The 20,874-nt window shown below is 32.6% G+C and carries 14 protein-coding genes; 1 reads left to right on the top strand and 13 read right to left on the bottom strand.

Translation table 11 applies throughout. The features are described from left to right. Positions 1–11: 11 nt before the first annotated feature. The 6 genes from ACH5TX_RS09005 to ACH5TX_RS08980 all read right to left on the bottom strand — a co-directional run bounded on the left by ACH5TX_RS09005 (position 12) and on the right by ACH5TX_RS08980 (position 9,628). Complete coding sequence (locus ACH5TX_RS09005) at positions 12–2,309, bottom strand: NADP-dependent malic enzyme (RefSeq protein WP_439339174.1); 2,298 nt, start codon at positions 2,307–2,309, stop codon at positions 12–14. A 145-nt stretch (positions 2,310–2,454) separates the two neighbouring features. Then, positions 2,455–4,188 carry an alpha-amylase family protein gene (locus ACH5TX_RS09000; protein ID WP_439339173.1) on the bottom strand — a complete coding sequence of 578 codons (1,734 nt, stop codon included), beginning with the start codon at positions 4,186–4,188 and terminating at the stop codon, positions 2,455–2,457. A gap of 12 nt (positions 4,189–4,200) precedes the next feature. Beyond that, positions 4,201–5,139, bottom strand: coding sequence for a carbohydrate kinase family protein (locus ACH5TX_RS08995; protein ID WP_439339172.1), 939 nt, complete (start codon positions 5,137–5,139; stop codon positions 4,201–4,203). Positions 5,140–5,183: 44 nt separating this feature from the next. Then, on the bottom strand, positions 5,184–6,533 hold the full coding sequence (locus tag ACH5TX_RS08990; protein WP_439339171.1) for an MFS transporter: 1,350 nt from the start codon (positions 6,531–6,533) through the stop codon (positions 5,184–5,186). Beyond that, entirely contained in the window at positions 6,520–6,888 is a 369-nt protein-coding gene (locus ACH5TX_RS08985) for a glutaredoxin family protein (protein WP_439339170.1), read from the bottom strand. Before ACH5TX_RS08985 ends, ACH5TX_RS08990 begins: the two co-directional genes overlap by 14 nt. A gap of 106 nt (positions 6,889–6,994) precedes the next feature. Continuing rightward, positions 6,995–9,628, bottom strand: a complete 2,634-nt coding sequence (locus ACH5TX_RS08980; RefSeq protein ID WP_439339169.1) for a TonB-dependent receptor — start codon at positions 9,626–9,628, stop codon at positions 6,995–6,997. 173 nt (positions 9,629–9,801) lie between these two features. On the opposite strand from ACH5TX_RS08980, the gene ACH5TX_RS08975 reads away from it, so the two are divergent. After that, complete coding sequence (locus ACH5TX_RS08975; protein ID WP_439339168.1) at positions 9,802–10,827, top strand: LacI family DNA-binding transcriptional regulator; 1,026 nt, start codon at positions 9,802–9,804, stop codon at positions 10,825–10,827. Between the two features lie 136 nt (positions 10,828–10,963). On the opposite strand, the gene queG is transcribed toward ACH5TX_RS08975, so the two are convergent. From queG to ACH5TX_RS08940, 7 genes are all read right to left on the bottom strand, one after another. Beyond that, on the bottom strand, positions 10,964–11,881 hold the full coding sequence (gene queG, locus ACH5TX_RS08970) for a tRNA epoxyqueuosine(34) reductase QueG (RefSeq protein WP_439339167.1): 918 nt from the start codon (positions 11,879–11,881) through the stop codon (positions 10,964–10,966). 63 nt (positions 11,882–11,944) lie between these two features. After that, the gene (locus tag ACH5TX_RS08965) at positions 11,945–13,282 is read right to left on the bottom strand and encodes a cytochrome-c peroxidase (RefSeq protein WP_439339166.1); all 1,338 of its coding nucleotides are present in this window, start codon (positions 13,280–13,282) and stop codon (positions 11,945–11,947) included. A 185-nt stretch (positions 13,283–13,467) separates the two neighbouring features. After that, entirely contained in the window at positions 13,468–14,805 is a 1,338-nt protein-coding gene (locus tag ACH5TX_RS08960; protein WP_439339165.1) for a cytochrome P450, read from the bottom strand. Continuing rightward, positions 14,805–15,827, bottom strand: a complete 1,023-nt coding sequence (gene ruvB / locus ACH5TX_RS08955) for a Holliday junction branch migration DNA helicase RuvB (RefSeq protein ID WP_439339426.1) — start codon at positions 15,825–15,827, stop codon at positions 14,805–14,807. The genes ACH5TX_RS08960 and ruvB overlap by 1 nt, the downstream gene beginning before the upstream one ends. 178 nt (positions 15,828–16,005) lie before the next feature. Continuing rightward, positions 16,006–17,892 carry an OmpA family protein gene (locus ACH5TX_RS08950; protein WP_439339164.1) on the bottom strand — a complete coding sequence of 629 codons (1,887 nt, stop codon included), beginning with the start codon at positions 17,890–17,892 and terminating at the stop codon, positions 16,006–16,008. Positions 17,893–17,910: 18 nt separating this feature from the next. After that, on the bottom strand, positions 17,911–18,870 hold the full coding sequence (locus ACH5TX_RS08945; RefSeq protein WP_439339163.1) for a PorP/SprF family type IX secretion system membrane protein: 960 nt from the start codon (positions 18,868–18,870) through the stop codon (positions 17,911–17,913). Between the two features lie 27 nt (positions 18,871–18,897). Further along, positions 18,898–20,874 (bottom strand): gliding motility-associated C-terminal domain-containing protein (locus tag ACH5TX_RS08940; protein WP_439339162.1); only part of this gene is annotated, 1,977 nt, incomplete at its 5' end.

Raw genomic sequence — 20,874 nt, 5'->3', positions numbered from 1 at the left:
TTTTCACTAAATTATTTAACACCAACCTTTTCTAGCTCTAACTGCTGTTTCTGTTGTGCATCAATTACGGCAATAGCTGTCATGTTTACAATTTCATCTACACTTGCCCCTAATTGTAAAATATGTACAGGCTTTTTCATGCCCATCATAATTGGCCCAATAGATTCTGCTTCGTTTAATTCTTTTAATAATTTATAAGTAATATTTGCGGAATCTAAATTTGGAAAAATAAGCGTATTTACTTTTTTATCTACCAGTTTAGAAAACGGGAATTTCTCCTTAAGCATGTCGCCATTTAAGGCAAAATCTGTTTGTAATTCACCATCAACAATCATATCTGGATAATGACGATGTAAATAAGCTACAGCATCACGTACTTTTAATGATTCAATATTTTTTGAAGAGCCAAAATTTGAATATGAAATCATTGCCATAACTGGATTCATTCCAAACATTTTAACAACTTGCGAAGTCATTTTTGCAATTTTTATTAATTCCTTTGAACCAGGATTAATATTTATAGAGGTATCACTTAAAAATAACGGCCCACGCTTAGTCATCATAACATTGGTTGTTGCTATTCTATTAGCGCCTTTAGCCATACCTATAAGCTCTAACATAGGTTTTACAACCGATGGATAACTACGTGAGTATCCAGAAATTAATGCATCAGCATCACCTTCATTCACCATCATAGCGGCAAAATAATTACGCTCTCTCATTAAACGTTCTGCTGCATAAAGTGTTACACCTCTACGCTTGCGTTGTTCCCAATATACTTTAGCATACTTATCTTTTCTCTCTTTTTCTTCGTCTGTTTTTGGATCAACTATAAGAATATCGGCATCAAAATCAATTTCTGCCATTAAATTTTTTATAGTTTTCTTTCTACCTAATAAAATAGGGATTGCTACACCTTCTTCATAGACTATTTGAGCTGCTTTTATAACATCTAACTGATCAGCCTCAGCAAAAACAACACGTTTTGGATCTAATTTAGCTCTACTAAGAAGCAGCCTTACCATTTTGTTATCTGAACCTAAACGCTCTCTTAATTTATCTTTATAAGCATCCCAATCTGTAATAGGATTTTTAGCCACACCACTTTCCATAGCTGCTTTGGCTACTGCTGGTGGCACCTCGGCAATTAATCTTGGATCTGTTGGTTTAGGAATAATATAATCTTTACCAAATGCTAATCTAGTTTCTCCGTAAGCTATATTTACTTGCTCTGGCACAGGTTCTTTAGCTAATTTTGCTAAAGCTTTAACGGCAGCCATTTTCATAGCTTCGTTAATTTTAGTTGCTCTAACATCTAAAGCACCTCTAAATATAAATGGGAAACCTAAAACATTATTTACTTGATTAGGATGATCACTTCTTCCCGTTGCCATAATAATATCTTTACGCGTTGCAATAGCAACATCGTAATTTACTTCTGGATTTGGATTTGCCATAGCAAACACAATAGGATTTTTTGACATAGATAATAGCATCTCTGGAGATACAATATCGGCCATTGATAAACCTATAAATACATCGGCATTTTGCATAGCTTCATCAAGCGTATCTATTTTTCTATCTGTAGCAAACTCTGCTTTTTGAGATGACAAATTATCTCTATCATTTCTTATTACGCCTTTACTATCTAGCATGACCATATTTTCTCGTTTAGCACCAAAATCTTGATATAAACGCGAACATGAAATAGCAGCTGCTCCAGCACCACTTATAACTATTTTTACTTCTTCAATTTTCTTTCCTGCTATTTCTAAAGCATTAATTAATGCTGCCGCCGATATAATAGCTGTTCCATGTTGATCGTCATGCATTACAGGAATATCCAACTCTTCTTTTAAGCGTCTTTCAATTTCAAAAGCTTCAGGCGCTTTAATATCTTCAAGATTAATACCTCCAAATGTTGGCGCTATATTTTTTACTGTAGCAATAAACTCATCAATATTCTCTGTATCAACTTCAATATCAAAAACATCTATATCGGCAAAAATTTTAAAAAGCAAACCTTTACCTTCCATTACAGGTTTTGAAGCTTCAGGACCTATATTTCCTAGTCCTAAAACAGCAGTTCCGTTAGATATTACAGCAACAAGGTTTCCTTTTGCTGTATATTTATAGGCATTATCATTATCTTTTTCAATCTCTAAACAAGGTTCTGCTACACCTGGCGAATATGCTAAAGAAAGATCTCTTTGTGTTGCATATTTTTTTGTTGGAACTACTTGTATTTTACCTGGAGTTGGAAATTCGTGATACATTAAAGCATCACTACGCTTACTTTGTTTGCTCATTGGAAATAATTAAAGAATTACAATAGCAAATATAACAATCCTATATAAGGAAACCTTCAATATTTTGAATTATTGAAGGTACTTTTTTAACCAAAACTTATTAAATATTATCTAAAAATATCTAACATATTCAAACAATATGTTACTAAAATGTCATTATTTTTGACATTCTATTTTCTGAAAACGTTATAGTAAACACATGCGTTTTAAGATTCGCATTTAGTTGCGCAAAATGAATATCATGTTCCCATCTAATATTTATTTCATTATCAGACGTATCATTAATTTTTACAGTTCCTAAAAATGCTTTAGAAGTATTTCTTAAACGAATGATTTCTAACTGATTTTTAACAATCTCTTTTTTAAGTCCCTCCTCAACATCTTGCATTGTTAAATTAGTCCTATTTATTTCTTTATGACCGCCACTTCCACCTTTATCGGCAGCTTCATAATCGTTAGCACCTGCAAAAACATCTAAATACCAAACTTGAGGTATCCCAGGCATAAACATTTGGATGGCTCTTGCCAATAATAGTTTCTGTTCACTTTCTCCTAAAGCACTAAAAAAAGTAGCATTAACTTGATAGTAAGAAATCTTATTTCCCGAAGGATCGTAAAGATTTTTTACACGACCACCACGCTCCATGATTTTACTCATAATAGCTTCAATCTCATCATCCTCTAATAAGCCTTTATTATACACACCATCAACTTCTTTTCCTTTTAAATCTAATACAGGTATTCCATCATGACACCCTAACATATTAACAGTTTTATAGCCTTTATTTATAATTTCTTTAGCCCAAGTTAAAAGCGCTTTACTTGTTCCGTTTTCTATGGTATGTATTGTTAATCCTGGCAAAAAGAAATCATAAATTTGATAACCTTCCTTTGCTACCTCATCGTGTAAATGCAATCCGTATTCGGCATGAATTTCTGGCAACAGTGTTAAATCATTTTTATTGGCAATTTCTTTTATACGTTCTAAATAATCCCAAGTACCAGGTTTATTAAAAAAATTGGCTTGCCCTATTTCTTTATGTAAATAAGCAAAGGCATCTAACCGCAATATAGAACAACCAAAATCGCTAACTTTTTTAAGTGTTTCTTCGTAGAAATTCCAAACTAATGGCGATTTCGCATTCACATCCATTTGCCCTAAATAAGAACGATTTTGTTCTATTATGTTTAAAACATCATCTTTAAACTCATTACTTTCCTCAAAATCAATCGTCTTAACATCTTCTTTACTATCAATAGCATTATTGACCTTATAACAAATTAATAATGCTTTCTCATGAGAGAGTTCTTTAATGCTTTTTAAATCGGAAATCGAGATTTTGTTGTATGTTATTTGCTGATAAAAAGTATTCCAATATGGTTTTTCTGTACCATCAGGCAAACGCACTTTTAAAATAGGTAAACCTGATTTTCTCATAAATAATTTACTAAGAAATTCTTCATGAGGCACAACAATACCATCATCACCCAGGTCTCCGTTACCTTCCCAAAAGGTATTCCAATTAATAAAAAAATCTTTATATTTTGATTGATTTCCGTGTTTTAATAAATCTGTAAATTGAGGAGAGGCAACAGATAAATGATTTAATACAATATCAAATTTTAATTTAATATTGAGGACCTCTAAATCTTTTAAATCCGCTTCAGAAACTAATTCCTTATTTAAATTATAATCTATAACTGAAAAGCCTCTATCTAAATCGCTATTAAAAAACGTTGGCAACACATAAAACAATGAAAACACATCTTTAAACTCAGGCTTTTTTAACATAGCAACTATGTCGCTCATATTACCACCTATACTGTCTGGGTATGCATTTAGCATCACACCATTAGCTATTTTATTTTCTTTTGACATTATTTTATTACTTTACAAAAGTTCTGATAGTATATTAATATTATCTGGCAACCTGCCTACATTTTGAAGTTTCAAAGCTGCTAATTGTAATGCTACTTCTAAACATTTCTCTATAGGTTTATCTTTAATATAAGCGAATAAAAATCCAGACCAAAAAGCATCTCCCGCACCAGTAGCGTCCATAACATTTTCAATTTTTATGGCTGGTAACTGAATAATTTCTTTTCCTTTTTGAGACAATTTAACCCCTTTACTTCCTAAAGTTAAACACACAGTATCGACACCTTCTGAATGGAAAAAATTAAAAATATCGTCATGAGGCATTTCCTTTTCAAAAAGACGTAGCATATCATCTTCGCTAATTTTTATTAACGGATTAAACTTACAATAGGCTTTAATTACACGGAGTGCTTCCTCTTGACTTTTCCACAGTTTTTTTGCATAATTCACATCAATGCTTAATTTACAACCTAAATTAAAGGCTTCTTCAGCCTTTTTTAAAATGGTATCCTGCGCAGGATTTTCACTTAACGCAAAACAAGTTGTGTGAAAGATATTGGTTCTTGAAAGTATCTCTGCCGATATTTGGTCTTCATCAATACAATAATCAGCTTTTCTAAAAGGAATAAAATCTGGTGTACTATCTGTTCTCGATACAAAAATAACACTGGTAGGTTTGTCATCAATTTTATTAATATTGCTAGTAACAACGCCTACTTCGTTAAGTCTTTCAAAAATATATTCTCCAAAACCATCGTCTCCAACAGTTGCTATCATCATTGCATTTAAACCAAGCCTAGCAGAATTCATCGCTACATTCGTAGGAGAGCCGCCTAAATACCTATGGTAATCTCTTGTGTTATTAATCTGTACTCCAGATTGATGTCCGATAAAATCAACCAAGACTTCGCCAACACATAAAATGTCTATATCTTTTATATTATTTTCCAAAATTTTTATTTTAAATTTCTTTACTTCCTTTCAAACAAGGAAGATCAATGTTCACCTACACCTACAATCACCACATCTTCATCATTTTCATCAGGTTTAGGCTCTTTAAGTCGTAACGCCAAAAGACCAGCTATAACAAAAAACACACCACCAAACAGGATAGCATTCGTTGCACTATTTTTTAAAAGATGCTTCTCTATAGCACCAAAACTGAGCGTTTGGATACCCATAGGAATAACTATCATCATATTTAATATTCCCATATAAACGCCTCGTCGTTCTTGAGGAACTATTTTAGAGACCATTGAATAAGGAATACCCATCATTGCTGCCCAACCTATACCAAATAAAATCATAGGTAAAATAACCAACAGTGGATCTTGAATGTGTGGAATAGAAAGCATGGCAATTCCTGTTAAAAACAAACTAAAAACATATACTTTTTTCCCTCCAAATTTTAATGCCAATGGCACCAATGCCAATGCAAAAACCATGGTTGAGACGTTATATGTTGTATTCATCTTTGCTGCTTGACTTAATGCTTGTGACTTATCAAAACTCATAGTTTCTTCAAACATAGGTGCTACAAACTGCCAATAAACAAACAAAGCATACCATTGAAATAAATAGACCGCAGATAGCTTCCACATAAATTTAGGCATATCTTTAATCGCATTAACAATTTCTAAAAAAGGTGTTTTAATTCTATCTACAAGCGGCAAAGCATTGTGCTTTTTTATATCTTCTAATTCATCATCAGAAGGAGGAATTTCTGGAGTTTTTAAAACTGACCATAAAATGGTTGAAACAGACAAAACAGCACCAATAAAGAATGAATAATATAACCATTTAGGAATACCACTACCAGCTTCAACAGTTTCTGAACCACCAAACCAATCTTGAAAAAGAAAGATAGATGCATTAGCCAAAACAATACCAGCACCTACAAACAAACTTTGCATTTGATAACCAAAACTCAACTGTTTACTAGGCAATTTATCGCCTACAAATGCACGATAAGGTTCCATAGCCATATTATTACCTACATCTAAAATCCATAGTAAACCAACAGCAAACCAAAGTGCAGGACTAAAAGGAAATGCAAACAAACACAAACTACCAATTATTGCACCTATTAAAAAAAACGGTTTACGTCTACCCCAACGAGGAGACCACGTTTTATCTGAAATAGCTCCAATTATTGGCTGTATAATTAAACCTGTAACGGGTCCTGCTAAATTTAATAAAGGTAAATCTTCATGATGCGCCCCTAAAAATGAAAATATAGGATTAACAGCTGTTTGCTGCAAACCAAAACTGAACTGAATTCCTAAGAACCCAACATTCATATTAAAGATCTGCCAAAAGGATAAATTTGGTTTAGTTATTTTCATCTTTACTATTTTTGGTTATTATTTTTTTAAGAAACCCTTCAAAATCAGTAGGAGTATTCATTATCAATTTACCACCTAAATCTACGACTGGTAAAGACAAATTATCAACTGAAAACCCTGCCTTTTGTAATTTTATAAGCATTTCTCTTTGCTTTTCTAAATTTACATCAACATCGTAATATGTGAAATCAATTTGTTTTTCCTTTAAATAAGTTTTAGTATCAATACAATAATGACAAGTATCACTACCATAAACTATAATTGTTTTTGAGTCTTGAAACAAATCATTATTCAACAGCTCTATAGAACCAAAATATGTTGAAAAAAACAGAATTACTACAGCTAGATATTTCATTGTATTTATTGTGTTACTTAAAGTAAAAGAGTTGATACTAAGTTGCCTTTATATCAACCCTTATTACTTACTTAAAACCAAACAAACTTTGCTATTAATCTAGTTTCTAAAATTTATATTGTAAAGAAATTGTAGAAGAGCTTCCACTAATTGAACGTGCTCTTACTAAACGGTTTCCTCCAAAAGCTCCATCGCCATTACCTTCAACTTCTGTAATACCTACAGTATCAAAAATATTATTCATACTTAATACTACCGAAAGTCCTTCTGTTAAACCAACTCTTCCTATTAAATTAAAATATGCATAAGCTGGCATTACTAAATCATTATCATCTTGAGCATACGACTTAGATGTTCCTAACATACTTAAAGCAATACTGTGCTGACTGTTTTCACCAAAATTATAAGACGGCGATACATTGTAAACTAAATCGGCTTGTCTTCTTGGTGTATTTCCTTTATTGTCACCACCATCAATTTCTGCTTTTGTCCAAGTAAAAGAACCATTAACAGAGAAGTTATCTCCAAAAGCTAAAGCTGTTTCAGCTTCTAAACCTAAAGCTTTAAAAGGATTACCAACTGTTCTGTTTAATTCGTTACTTAAACCCTCATCGGTATTACTCATAAATCCTGTTAAGTTAAGCACACCATTTTTTAATCTTTTCTTGTAACCAACTTCTAATTGAGATACTTCATCATACTGCACATCTGCTTTTCCATCTATTCCATAAGAATTTCTATCGGCTGCTCTACCAGAAGCACCAGAACTGTATCTTGCAAAAACAGCAGCTCCTTCATCTAACTTATAGTTAAGACCCGCAGAATACGACACAAAGTTATAATCATCATTAACAATTTGACCAGCATTACCTGCAATAACAGGAACAGATTGCTCAATACCTTGTATTATACCATCACCATCATAATCGTAATTACCCTGACTTGTTGGTCCTCCTGCAATGTTACCTGTTACTTTAACATTTTCAAAACGCACACTACCATCAAAGTTTAATTTTTCAGTAATATCTGCATCAACACCAACATAAGGAGAATTTACATTATGTACTGTATTGTATTTACGTTGACAACAGTTTCCCCAAACCGGCGTTCCGTAAGAATATTGACCATTTCTTGAAAAACCATCAAAATCTGCTAATCTAGCTTGCCCTCCTCCTTTAACTTCAGAAAGGAAAGAGTTCCATTGCCATCCAATTTTAGTGTTTTGAGTTGCTGTAAATAAACCAGCAGTTACTCCAACATTATCACCAAGCTTTTTAGATACTTTTACATCTCCAAAAAAGTTACTTAAATCATCAACTGTTACATCAAACATATGTATAATTTGAGCTAATCCGTTAGATGGATTGAAAGCTTCTCTATCGCCGTCAGCATAAACTAATGGTTCAGATCCTGCACCTGCTGCTGCTCTAGCAGTTGCATCAATTTCTGAAACCGTACCAACAGCAGCTGTAAATGGGGCAACCCATTCGCCACTATTGTTAGAATATCTTCCTTTAGCTGCTAATTTCCAACCATCACCTAAATCAAAAGAAAACTCAGCTCCTAAAGATTTAGAAATAGGATTATTTCCATTTCTAACATCATTTACATGTGTTCCACCACCATCAAAAGGAGACGTTCCAGCACTTTGTTGTAAATAAGCAGATTGTACCGCATCATTAGTAATATCGAAACCTGGAAGATTAGAAAAAGTTGGATTTGCATTATCGCCTTCTAATAACATTGGCATTGGTAAATACATTACCGATTTATCGTTTAAAAACTTAGCATAAACACGCACATATCCGCTTTCAAATCTTTTAGTAAGATTCGCTTTAAACTGTCCACCTTTATTACCTTGGTAACCAATTTCTCTTGGACCTTCTCCACTTCTCATAAAGCCACCAATATGGTATGACAACCCTTCACCAATTGGCGCACCGTATTCAAAATCTAATCTGCTTGTTTGGTAATCTAATCCGAAAGTTGTTCCGAAAGAACCACCTTCAGTAGCACCTGTTTTACTAATCATGTTAATAATACCTGCAGGCCCATTAGATGTTTGTGTAGACGCAGAACCACCTCTAATAGCTTCAACTCTACCAACATTTGAATCAATTCTTAAAAAGTTATCGGCATTTCCAAAAGACGTATCTCCAAATAAGTTTAAAGGCAAACCATCTTCTTGAATTTGAAAGTATCTCGATCCACCAGAAGAAATTGGCACACCACGCACATTAAAGTTAGCATTACCTTCACCACCCGAAGATTCTGCACGTATACCTGGTATGTTTCTAAAAAGCTCACCTGCACTTCTTGGAGATGCTTGTTCAATAAGTTTCACATCCATAGTAGAAACCGATACACTCGATTCTAATTTAGATTTTGGATTTACTACCCCAGTTACAACAATCTCGTCTAACGATGCTGCATCTTCTTCCATAGAAAAACTCACTGTAATATCGCCTCCTTGCGCTTCAACACTTTTTGTAAAAGTTTTGTAGCCAATAAAGGTTGCTATTAATGTATATGCTCCATCTTCTACATTAGCAATTGTGTAGTTTCCATCAAAATCGGTAACCGAACCTTTAGTAGTACCGTCCAAAATAACGTTTACACCACCAAGTGGCACACCACTTTGGTCATTAACTGTTCCAGAAATCGTTGATTGCGCAAAAATTGCCGATACTGAAAATAACATAAAGAGTAAAAAACTCCATTTAGTTTTAGTTGAATTCATTTTGTCTTAAATTTTAGTTATTTAATAATTTTGTAGTTTAATTGTTACGCAATTTACATTTACAACATACTAAAAATACAATTTTCGCAACGAAAACGTTTTCGAAATTAACGAAAACGTTTTCGTTTTTGATTTTTTTACTATATTTAGCATTAAAAAACATCTATTTTTTTATGAAACCAGTAACTTTAAAACAAATAGCAGAACATTTAAACATTTCAGTTACAACTGTTTCAAAAGCATTAAAAGATTATCCTGATGTTAGTAAAAAAACAAAAGGACTAGTTAAAGAGTTAGCTAAAACACTAAACTACAAACCCAACGCTTTTGCGGTTAATTTAAGAACCAAAGAATCTAAAACTATTGGATTAATTATTCCCGTAATTGTTCACCATTTTTTCTCTAGTGTCATTAAAGGTATTGTAGCACAAGCAGAAAAAAAAGGGTATTTGGTTATAATTCTACAATCTAACGAGTCTTACGAACTTGAAAAAAAACAAATTGACTTATTATTAAGTCATCGTGTAGATGGTATTTTAATATCCATAGCCAATGGCACTGCTAATTTTAATCATTTAACCGATGTAATTGCTCTAGATAAGCCACTCGTAATGTTTGATAAAATAGCCAAAATTGTAAAATGTTCAAAAATTATTATAGACGATCGAAAAGCAGCATACGATGCAACACAGCATTTAATTGATACTGGTTGCAAACGTATTGCACATTTTAGAGGTCCGCTTTTACCTCAAAATTCTATAGACAGATTTCTTGGTTACAAAAAAGCATTACTAGATAATAACATGCCTTATGATGCCTCTTTAGTTTATATATGCGAATGTGGCGATATTAGTTTTGAAGAAGGCAAAAAAAGTGCCCAACAACTATTAAAAGATCATAATGATGTTGATGGTATTTTTATAAACACCGACTTAGTTGCCATTGGAGCATTAACCGAATTTAATAGACAAGGCGTTAAAGTTCCTGAAGATATTAGTATTGTTGGTTTTAGTAATTGGTTTATGTCATCGGTTATATCTCCAACTTTAACCACCATAAATCAACCAGGATACGACATGGGAAAAACAGCCTTTAAACAACTTTATAAAGAAATTAAAGCAATTAAAAAAAACAAGCCAATTACACCAAAAACCATTACATTAGAAACCGCTCTAGTAAAAAGAGAATCTACAAAGTAAGTTATATAATTTGGGCGTTACCACAAGGGTCGGGCTTTCCGTTACAATCTTTTTGCTCGTGCCTCTCAAAAAGGATTTCCTCTGCAATCCCTAACGCAAAAAACGTATTCAATTTAATATTTACACTATTTCTGTATTATTTCAAGAAGTCAATATTTCGTTGTAACCCAGAAAACTTAGTACGCTTTACTGCCGATTTTTGAAACACCTTACTAAACACTTCTTGCGTAATTTCTTCCCAATCTTTTTTAGTCATAGAAAGTAATTCGGGGTGCGGATTAAATAAAGGCTCGCTATGTGCTTTCGAAAACCGATTCCAAGGACACACATCTTGACACACATCGCAACCAAACATCCAGTCGTCAAACTTACCTTTAAATTCAGTTGGAATATTTTCTTTTAATTCAATAGTAAAATAAGAAATACATTTACTTCCATCAACCACATAAGGTTCGGTAATAGCTTCTGTTGGGCAAGCATCGATACAAGCAGTACAAGTGCCACAATGGTCTGTTGTAACCGAATCGTATTCTAAATCTAAATCAACAATAAGTTCTGCTATAAAATAAAACGAGCCTACTTGTTGGGTTAATAAATTACTGTGTTTCCCAATCCAACCTAAACCACTTTTAGCAGCCCAAGCTTTATCTAACACAGGTGCAGAATCTACAAAAGCACGTCCATGAACTTCTCCTATCTCTTCTTGAATAAAATTTAAAAGTGATTTTAATTTATGTTTTATAACATGATGATAATCGTTACCATAAGCATATTTTGAAAGCTTAAAACTATCATTACTTTGAGTTTCTTCAGGATAATAATTAAGCAATAACGAAATAACACTTTTAGAACCTTCAACCAATTTTGTTGGGTCTAAACGCTTATCAAAATGGTTTTCCATATACTGCATTTGCCCATGCATATTATTATTTAACCATTTTTCTAATCGTGGTGCTTCTTCTTCTAAAAAAGCTGCTTTACTTATACCACAAGATAAAAAACCGAGGCGTTTGGCTTCGGTTTTAATAAGTTGCGTGTGTTTTGATTTTTTCAATTGATACTTAAAACACCTAAACTACAATTTACTTTTATATTTTCTATTTCTTTTCCTCTAAAATTAATTGCACCCCATGTCTAACGACGATTGAGGATCGGCATTAATCATACAATTTCCTGAAGGTAAACTTGTAGGCTGATAACGTATTAAATTAGGATCGTAAAGAGCATCCTCAACAAATACTGTTATTAAATCTACTTCTTCTTCTGTTAAATTTAAAGGTTTAAATAAAGGAGATATTTTATTAGATGGCACTTCACTATTTTCTGGTATTGCCTTGTTTTTATAACTAATAATTTCTTTTACAGATGTAAAACTACCTCCATGCCCGTAAAAATTAACATCTTTCAAATTATACAATTGAGGTACTTTAAATTTATAATCATCATCTGTGTTTTTAGTAAAACTACCTCTTCCTTTTTTTGTTGCCTCATCAATTACTGTCATCACATTATCTCCTTGCAAATCATTCACTGCTAACGCATAAAAATCCATACCATTTAGTCCTGGACCCGAATGACAATTATAACACTGTCCTTTATCAAAAAACAAAATTGCTCCTTTTAATTCTGCATCACTCATAGCAAATTCATCACCTTTTAACCATTTTTGAAACGGAGCTTCATTTGACAGAACAGTTCTTTCATAAGCTGCTATAGCTAATCCTGCATTTATTGTAGTACATCGATCTTGCTCTGCAATGTTAGGAAAAGCGGCATCAAACAACGCTTTATATGTTGTATTCTCTATTAGCGAATTATCAATCATTAATCGATGCAATCCTAAAGCAGCAATAGCTTGTGTCTCTAAACCTCCAAATCCTAAGTTATTCTTAGCAGCAGGAGTACCATCAACCCATTGGTCTTCAGTTCCTCTGTTAAAACCTGTTGCACCCAATTGTCCGTTCCATAGCATAACACTTTGATAAGCTGTATTTAAAATACTCGGTGTTTTAATAGGCTGTACATCTAAGTCTGCTTCTAAATAATTAGGCGACTTTACTCTCGCTTCTCCGTGATCTCCAAAGCCAATACCTCCATCTCCAATCCCTTGTAACAAACCACTTTGAAACCCTGCAGATGTATGATGACACGAAGCGCATGAATACGTACCCATACCTTCTTCTTTATTTGAATCTTTACCAATTAACGTTTCATGAAAAAGAAATTTCCCTAATTCAACTTTAGCATCAGTAATACTATTTTTAGCATCTTTAGGTATGCTGGCATAACTATCTGAATCTGGAAGGATCAATGTCTTTTTAGACCCATAAATGGCATCAATCTTATTTTTTAAATCTGTTTGTAGTGGCGCTTGTATATAATCATCATTGTTGGTAGCACATGAAAAAGAAATTATAGAAAGCGCTAATAGCTTAATAAATTTTAGGTTATTCATTTCAAATTTGGGTTTTTGAATAAATTATTTATGTACAAAAATAACCTGTCTTATTAAAACCTAACATTTTTTTTGATAAAAATCAATTATTTCTGTTATAAAGAAATAGGTTTAGATTAAAAACTGCTTTTATCTATAAAAGACAATAAATTTGACTCGTTTTTTAATGAATTTAGAGTAGAATTTTATTTTTTTAAAGTAAACTTTATCTTAACATCTACTGGTTTTAAAGTTATTAGAGGATTTATTTTTATAATATCATTCTCAGAAGAAACATTAAACTTTTTAATGATGGAGCTTACTGCCAAAATCATTTCGTACATCGCAAAATTATTTCCTATACAAAGCCTTGGACCTGCACCAAAAGGCATATAATAAGGCATAATTTGTTTTCTGTTCTCTTCAAAAAAACGTTCGGGTTTAAAAGCTTCCGGTGTATTCCAATATTTTTTATTTCGATGTAGCTCATAAATAGAAGCACCTAAAATAGTGCCTTTCTTTAAAAAATAATCATCTATTTTATCATCTTCAATATTTACTCTATCGGTTATCCAAGCAGGAGGGTATAAACGTAAACTTTCTTCAATACAACACTTCGTGTAATTTAGTTCTGTTATTTCTTGTAGTGGTGTTAAATTTTTAGAAAATGCATTTTTAACTTCAGCTTCAACTTTATTTAAAGCGTCTTTATTTTGAGCTAAAAGTTTAAGTGTAAATGTTAACGAATTAGCTGTAGTTTCATGTCCTGCAACAAACAAAATCAATATTTCATCAATCAATTGCTTGTTTGTCATCGTAGAACCATCTTCATATTGTGCTTTCAAAAGCATGTCTAAAAGGTCGTCATGTTCTTCAACAGATTTTCTTCTTTTTTCAATAACGCTATTAATAATATCTTGACTTTCCTTAACCAATTTCATATGGTAACCGATGTCTCCATTCAATTTATACCACAATTTTTTATAAGGCAATCTTAATTCTTTAACTATAAATAATTGAAGCTTTTCAATTATAAATTGTAAACGTTTTAAAGTCTCTTTTTCAGCAGAAAAATTAAACAATGATTTGGCAACAACATCAAAAGCAAGCTCATTCATTATAGGATATAAATCGACAAAATCACCTTCTTTTATATTCTCTACATTAGACTCTATTGCTGTGTTTATTATTGAAACTAGATTTTGAATTTTCTCTTTATGAAAAGCTGGCTGAATTAATCGACGTTGTTTTAACCAATAATCGCCACTAGAAGTTAAAAGCCCATAACCAACATATTTTGATAAATAGGTTGTTTGAATTTTTGATTTATGATATGCTTTATGATGCTTTTGAAGCATATGTTTCGTTACAACCACATCGCGTGTTAAAACAATATACCCATAAAAAGGCGATTTTATAGCAAAAGTATCTCCAACTTCGTTAAACCATTTGTTATGAAATGGAATAGGGTTCTTAGCTAATGAAGAAACATTTAATAAAAATTTTAAAAAAGGAATTGTATTTGGATACCTATATTTAGACATTAAAACAAACCACCTTGAGTTGGCCCTTTTACTTTTCCTAAATGCTTATATGCTTGCTCAGTAACTTCACGCCCACGAGGTGTACGCATAATAAAACCTTGCTGTATTAAAAAAGGTTCGTAAACTTCCTCAATAGTTTCTGTACTTTCACTTACTGCAGTAGCAATAGTTGAAAGCCCAACAGGACCGCCTTTAAATTTCTCAATAATAGTTGTTAGAATTTTATTATCCATTTCATCCAAACCATGCGCATCTACATTCAACGCTTCTAAAGCAAACTTTGCTATATTAATGTCTATAGATCCATTTCCTTTTATTTGCGCAAAATCTCTAACACGACGCAACAAAGCATTGGCTATTCTAGGCGTACCACGACTTCTTCCTGCAATTTCAATAGCTGCTTCCATAGAAATAGGCATATTTAAAATGCCTGCGCTACGTTGTACAATAGTGGTTAGTAAATCGGTTTTATAATATTGTAATCTACTTTGAATTCCAAAACGTGCTCGCATGGGAGCCGTAAGTAATCCGGAACGTGTGGTTGCTCCAACCAAAGTAAATGGGTTTAGATTAATTTGTACGGATCTGGCATTGGGGCCAGATTCAATCATAATATCAATCTTATAGTCTTCCATAGCTGAGTATAAATACTCTTCTACAATAGGACTTAACCGATGTATTTCATCAATAAATAAGACATCACGTTCATCTAAATTAGTTAACAAACCTGCTAAATCGCCTGGTTTATCTAATACAGGTCCAGATGTTACTTTAATACCTACATCAAGTTCGCTTGCTAATATATGCGCCAAGGTAGTTTTACCTAAACCTGGAGGGCCGTGAAATAAGGTATGATCTAAGGCTTCTGAACGTAAGTTTGCAGCTTGAACAAAAATCTGTAAATTTTCCAATACTTGATCTTGTCCTGTAAAATCATCAAAAGCTAAGGGTCTTAACTTTTTTTCAACGTCAAGCTCTTCAGGAGAAAAATTATCGTTTGTTGGATCTAGGTTTTCGTTCATAACAACTTCCTGCATAGGCAGGAATCTTTTTTAGTAGTTAAAGATTTTATCGAAATAGATTCCTGCCTTCGCAGGAATGACAAAAAGTTCACTAAAAGCAAATATAAACAAAAAGCCTCTCCGAAATGGAAAGGCTTAATCAAATAATTTGGTTAAAATTATGGTTGGTTACTAATTATTAATTTAAAATTGTGAATTCGCAACGTCTGTTAACATCGTATTGCTCATCGTCACAAATACCTTCTTTAACACATTCGTTAAGTGGTTGCATTTCTCCATAACCAATACTTTTTAATCGGTTTCTTTCAATGCCTTGGCTTACTAAATATTCAAGTGTTGAAGCGGCACGTTTTTTAGATAAATCTAAATTGTATTGATCTGGTCCGCGTGCATCTGTATGTGCAGATACCTCAACTTCCATTGACGGATATTTTTTCATTAAATCTACCAATACGTTTAAAGTAACTGAGGCATCTTCACGAATAATTGCTTCATCAAAATCAAAATAAATTTTATCTAATTCTACTTTAACAACCTTCTCTTCATTTTCTTTTACACGCTCTTCAGCATCTGCAAAAGACTCTAAATTTAAATAGATATTATGTTGTACTTTCCCTTTACTATCTGTTGAGAACTCAACATCTTGAGGAATATACGCTTTTCGTGTTCCACGAACTTTATACTTTTTATTTGGTTCTATTTTAAAAATATAATATGCATCATCTCCAACTATAGTATCTTGAATCACAGTATCAGATTCGTCAAACAAAGTTACGAGTGATCCTCCTAACAATTCTTTACTATTTAAATCCTGAATAACACCTTCAACTTGATATATTGTTAGTGGGTTTATTTCTCTAGCAAAACCAAATAATCTGTCGAATCCTGTTCTGTTTGAAGACACATAACCCATATTATCTTTTTCTCTAATAACATAAGCAAAATCATCTAAATTACTATTTATAGAACTACCTAAATTTACAGGTTTATCAAATGCATCATTCACCATATTACTTCTAAAGACATCTAAACCACCATAACCTTGGTGACCAATTGAAGAAAAATACAACACATTAAATTCACTTATAAAAGGAAATTGTTCTCTATGTTTTGTATTAATTGTAGCTCCTAAATTTTCTGGATTTCCGTAAGTTCCATCTTCATTAATTGCCACTTTATAAATATCGAAACTTCCTAAAGCCCCTGGCATATCACTTGCAAAATAAAGTGTTTTTTCATCTTTACTTAATGCTGGATGCTCTGTACTATAACTATCTGATGAGAATGGCAATGCGGTAACATTTGTCCAAATACTATCTACCAATTCTGCTTTATAAATTTTAATATGCGCAATACGCTCTTCATCCGTTTTTTTACGAGTTGTATTAGTTCTATTAAAATACATAGTTTTACCATCTTTAGTAAATACTGCGTTACTTTCGTGAGAACTTGTATTTATAGCTTCAGAAAAAGGCTGAATATTTTCAAGTTTATTATCATCTGTTAAGGTTGCGCTATACAAATCTAAATATGGTAACTCATTCCATGAATATGATGGGTTTTCAGTATTTCTTGCCGAAGCAAAAGCCACTTTATTATCTCCATAAAACGATAAACCAAAATCGCTACTAGAATTTTCATTCACAATTTGTTTCAATTCAAAATCATGAGGTGTTGTTTTATTGTTAGATTGAATAAACGCACTCGTATTAATTGGTTTATTATAATATGAACTTAAATGTTTATCGGCTTCTGTATAATTTTTAACACCTTTTAAAGCTTGTGCATAGCGAAAATGATATTCAATATCAATAGAATCGCCATACTCTACAAACAACTCCCTATAGGTTTTAATAGCCTTTTGAAGACTGGTGTTGTAATAATAACTATCGGCTAAATTTTGAAGTACTTCTTGATTACGTTCTTTTGTTTCGTATGTCTCAGCTGCTTCATTATAAGCTCTCATTTCAAAAAGCTTATTGGCTCTTTTTATATTTCCTTTTTGTGCTAATGCCATTCCACTAACTAATAAAAGGCTTGCAAATATGTATATATGTTTTTTCATGTTTCCTATTATTAAAGTTTAGAAGAATCTTGGTGAACGATCATATCCTCCTTTGAAACCGAATAAATCGACATCAAATAAAATAAATATTTCGTGCGATCCTGAGTTATAACTTCCTAAATTATTGGTTGTAAAATCGTAAGCATATCCTATTTTTAATTCTGGTGAAATTCTAAAACCTACCAAACCACTAATAGCATCGTCTAATCTATAACCTAAACCGGCTTCTAATTTCTCATTAATTAAAACGTTAGCTGTTAAATCTAATGCTAAAGGTGCTCCCTTAACCGATTTAGCCATAAATGCAGGTTTAAATTTCAAATTCTTATTGATGTCGAACACATAACCACCTGTTAAAAAGTAGTGTACATTTTCAATACCTGTAGCTCTAACTCCGTTTTCTGTTTCTAAATGTTTAGATGACAACATATTTGGAGCAGATAAACCGATGTAATATTTATTAGTAAAGAAAAAGGCTCCTATTCCTAAATTAGGAAATGCTTTATTAACGTTTTCATTAAATGCTAAATCTGTAGATACATTTCCCGATTGTAAATTAAAGCCATCAAAATTAACATCGAATAATGTAAATCCTGCTTTTAAACCTAGCGATAGTTTAGATTCTATCCCAACAGGTAAAACATAAGCAAAATCTGCATAAATGTTATTTTCTTGAACAATGTCTCCAATATTATCGTTAACAAACGAAATACCGACTTCTATTTTCTCATTTATAGGTGTATGTGCAAAAAAGGTTCCTGTTTTAGGAGCTCCTTCTAGCCCTACCCATTGTGTTCTGTATAAACCTCCAAGATTTAAAATGGCCTCATCTGCAGTTGCATATGCGGGGTTTATAACACTCATATTATACATGTACTGTGTAAATTGAGGATCTTGCTGCGCAAAACTTTGAACGGACATTAAGAATGTCAATCCTACTATCGCAGCTATTTTATGATATATATTTAAATGTTTCATAGTTTCTAAATTGTGTTATCTAAAAAATTATCTGCTTAAGTATAAACGTCCTTGTTCGGGCTTGTTAGTATTATCATTAAATTTGAAAATATAGAAGTAAACACCTACTGGTAAGTCTCCATTTCCAATCGATCTTGATTGATTAGACTTTCCGTTGAAACGAGGTGTTGAAGCATTTCCTTTATAAACAACATTACCATATCTATTGAATATTTCAATTTCAAAGTTTGGATATAAAATATCTAAGTTGTTATAATCGAATGTATCATTTACACCATCATTATTTGGCGAGAAGCCGTCAGGTAAATCTAGTTTTCCACATGATGTTATATCCGGAGTAACCTCTAACCTTATACTACTTTCACATCCTGTTGTAGCATCAACTAAAACAGCGTAATAAGATGTTAAATTTGAAAGCTCTGTAGAACTACTTATTATATTCCCACCCATTTCTGCATCATACCAAACTACATTATTAGTATCTCGCTCTGTAATATTTAAAGTAAGATCGTTAATAGTTGGTGCAGGGTTATCATTTATACAATACTCTTTGTTAAGGTCTTCTAATGTCGGAGTTGCTACATCATTTATAATTGCTGTAACTTGAATACTTGTTGAAGATTCGCAACCAGTACTATTAGTTTGAGTTGCATAATAATCTTCTCCGTCAATTAAGTTGTCAGTTAAATCTGCTACTATTGTTAATGAAGCATCTTCATACCAGTTAACAGTTCCTGTTAAAGTTAAAGCACTGCTTAAATCTGAAACGATTGGGTTATCTACTAAACAAAACTCTGGATTTGCTTCTACGACTATAGGAGCAGAAATATCATCTACAGTTACTGTTATTTGAGCCACTGCATTTGGTGAACATGGTACTGTTGCTGCAACTGTATAAGTATAAATTCCTGAGACATCAACACTAGGATCAAATTCTCCCGTACCACTTGTTAAAGCTGGTGACCAAACACCTCCACTTTGTGCAGCTGTTCCTAAAAGAGGAAATAAATCTGTTAAACCATCTATTACACAAATTGTAATAGCATCATCAACTCCTGCATTTGGAGCTTGAGAAACTGTTACTTCTATTTGACTACTAAAAGTTCCACAAGCATTTGTTAAGGAATATATATATGTTCCAGAAGGATCTACTAATGGATCAAAAACACCTGTTGTACTAGCCATAGCTGGTGACCAAACCCCTCCTGTTTCAGGCGAACCTTGTAATTGAGTAAACAAATCAATAGTTCCATCATTACTACAAAGTTCTAATGGAAGACCATCTGTTCCTGCATTTAAAGGCCCTTCAATAGTTACAGATATTGTTTCACTATCATCTACACAAGGTGCTGAAGCTACTACATAATAAGTAAATTGATAATTATTGGCTGCAAATCCGGAAACATCATATGCTGTTGGATTTGTAACTACTGTACCTGTATTGTCTGAACCTTCATACCAAGTTCCTCCTAAATCTTGAGTGCCATCTAATCCTGAATTCAAATCGATTGTACTATCATTACATGATACAATACCTGTTGAATTTGGTGCTCCTGCATTAGGCGATTGATATATGGTAGCTGTAACTGCTGTTCTCATAGAAGATTCGCAACCAGTTGTTGCATTTGTTTGTGTTGCATAATAGATTTGACCATCTACTAAATCTGTTACATCTGCTAAAAGGTTTCCTCCAGTTGCTGCATCATACCATTGGATACTTGTTCCTGAAGTCGTAACTAAATTTGCAACTGTTGCACTATCACAAAATTCTTGTGGAGTATTTGCAGTTGGAGCTGGTGTATCGTTTATTATAATTTGAACCGTTACATCTACATCATCACAAATTCCTATTGCTGCTACATTATAAGTAAAATTATAAGTTGCTGGTGCAAGTCCATCTAGTGTAACTGTGTTTCCACTTAAAGCGCCTGATGAATCATCATCACTCCATGTTCCTGTTTGATCTTCACCTGTTAGTAAATCAAATAAATTATAGGTTTGTCC

The sequence above is a fragment of the Thalassobellus citreus genome (assembly GCF_044385915.1).
In the GTDB taxonomy this organism is placed as follows: domain Bacteria; phylum Bacteroidota; class Bacteroidia; order Flavobacteriales; family Flavobacteriaceae; genus Thalassobellus; species Thalassobellus citreus.
Note: the sequence above shows the minus strand (reverse complement) of the source record. Positions and strands in the feature narration are given on the sequence as shown.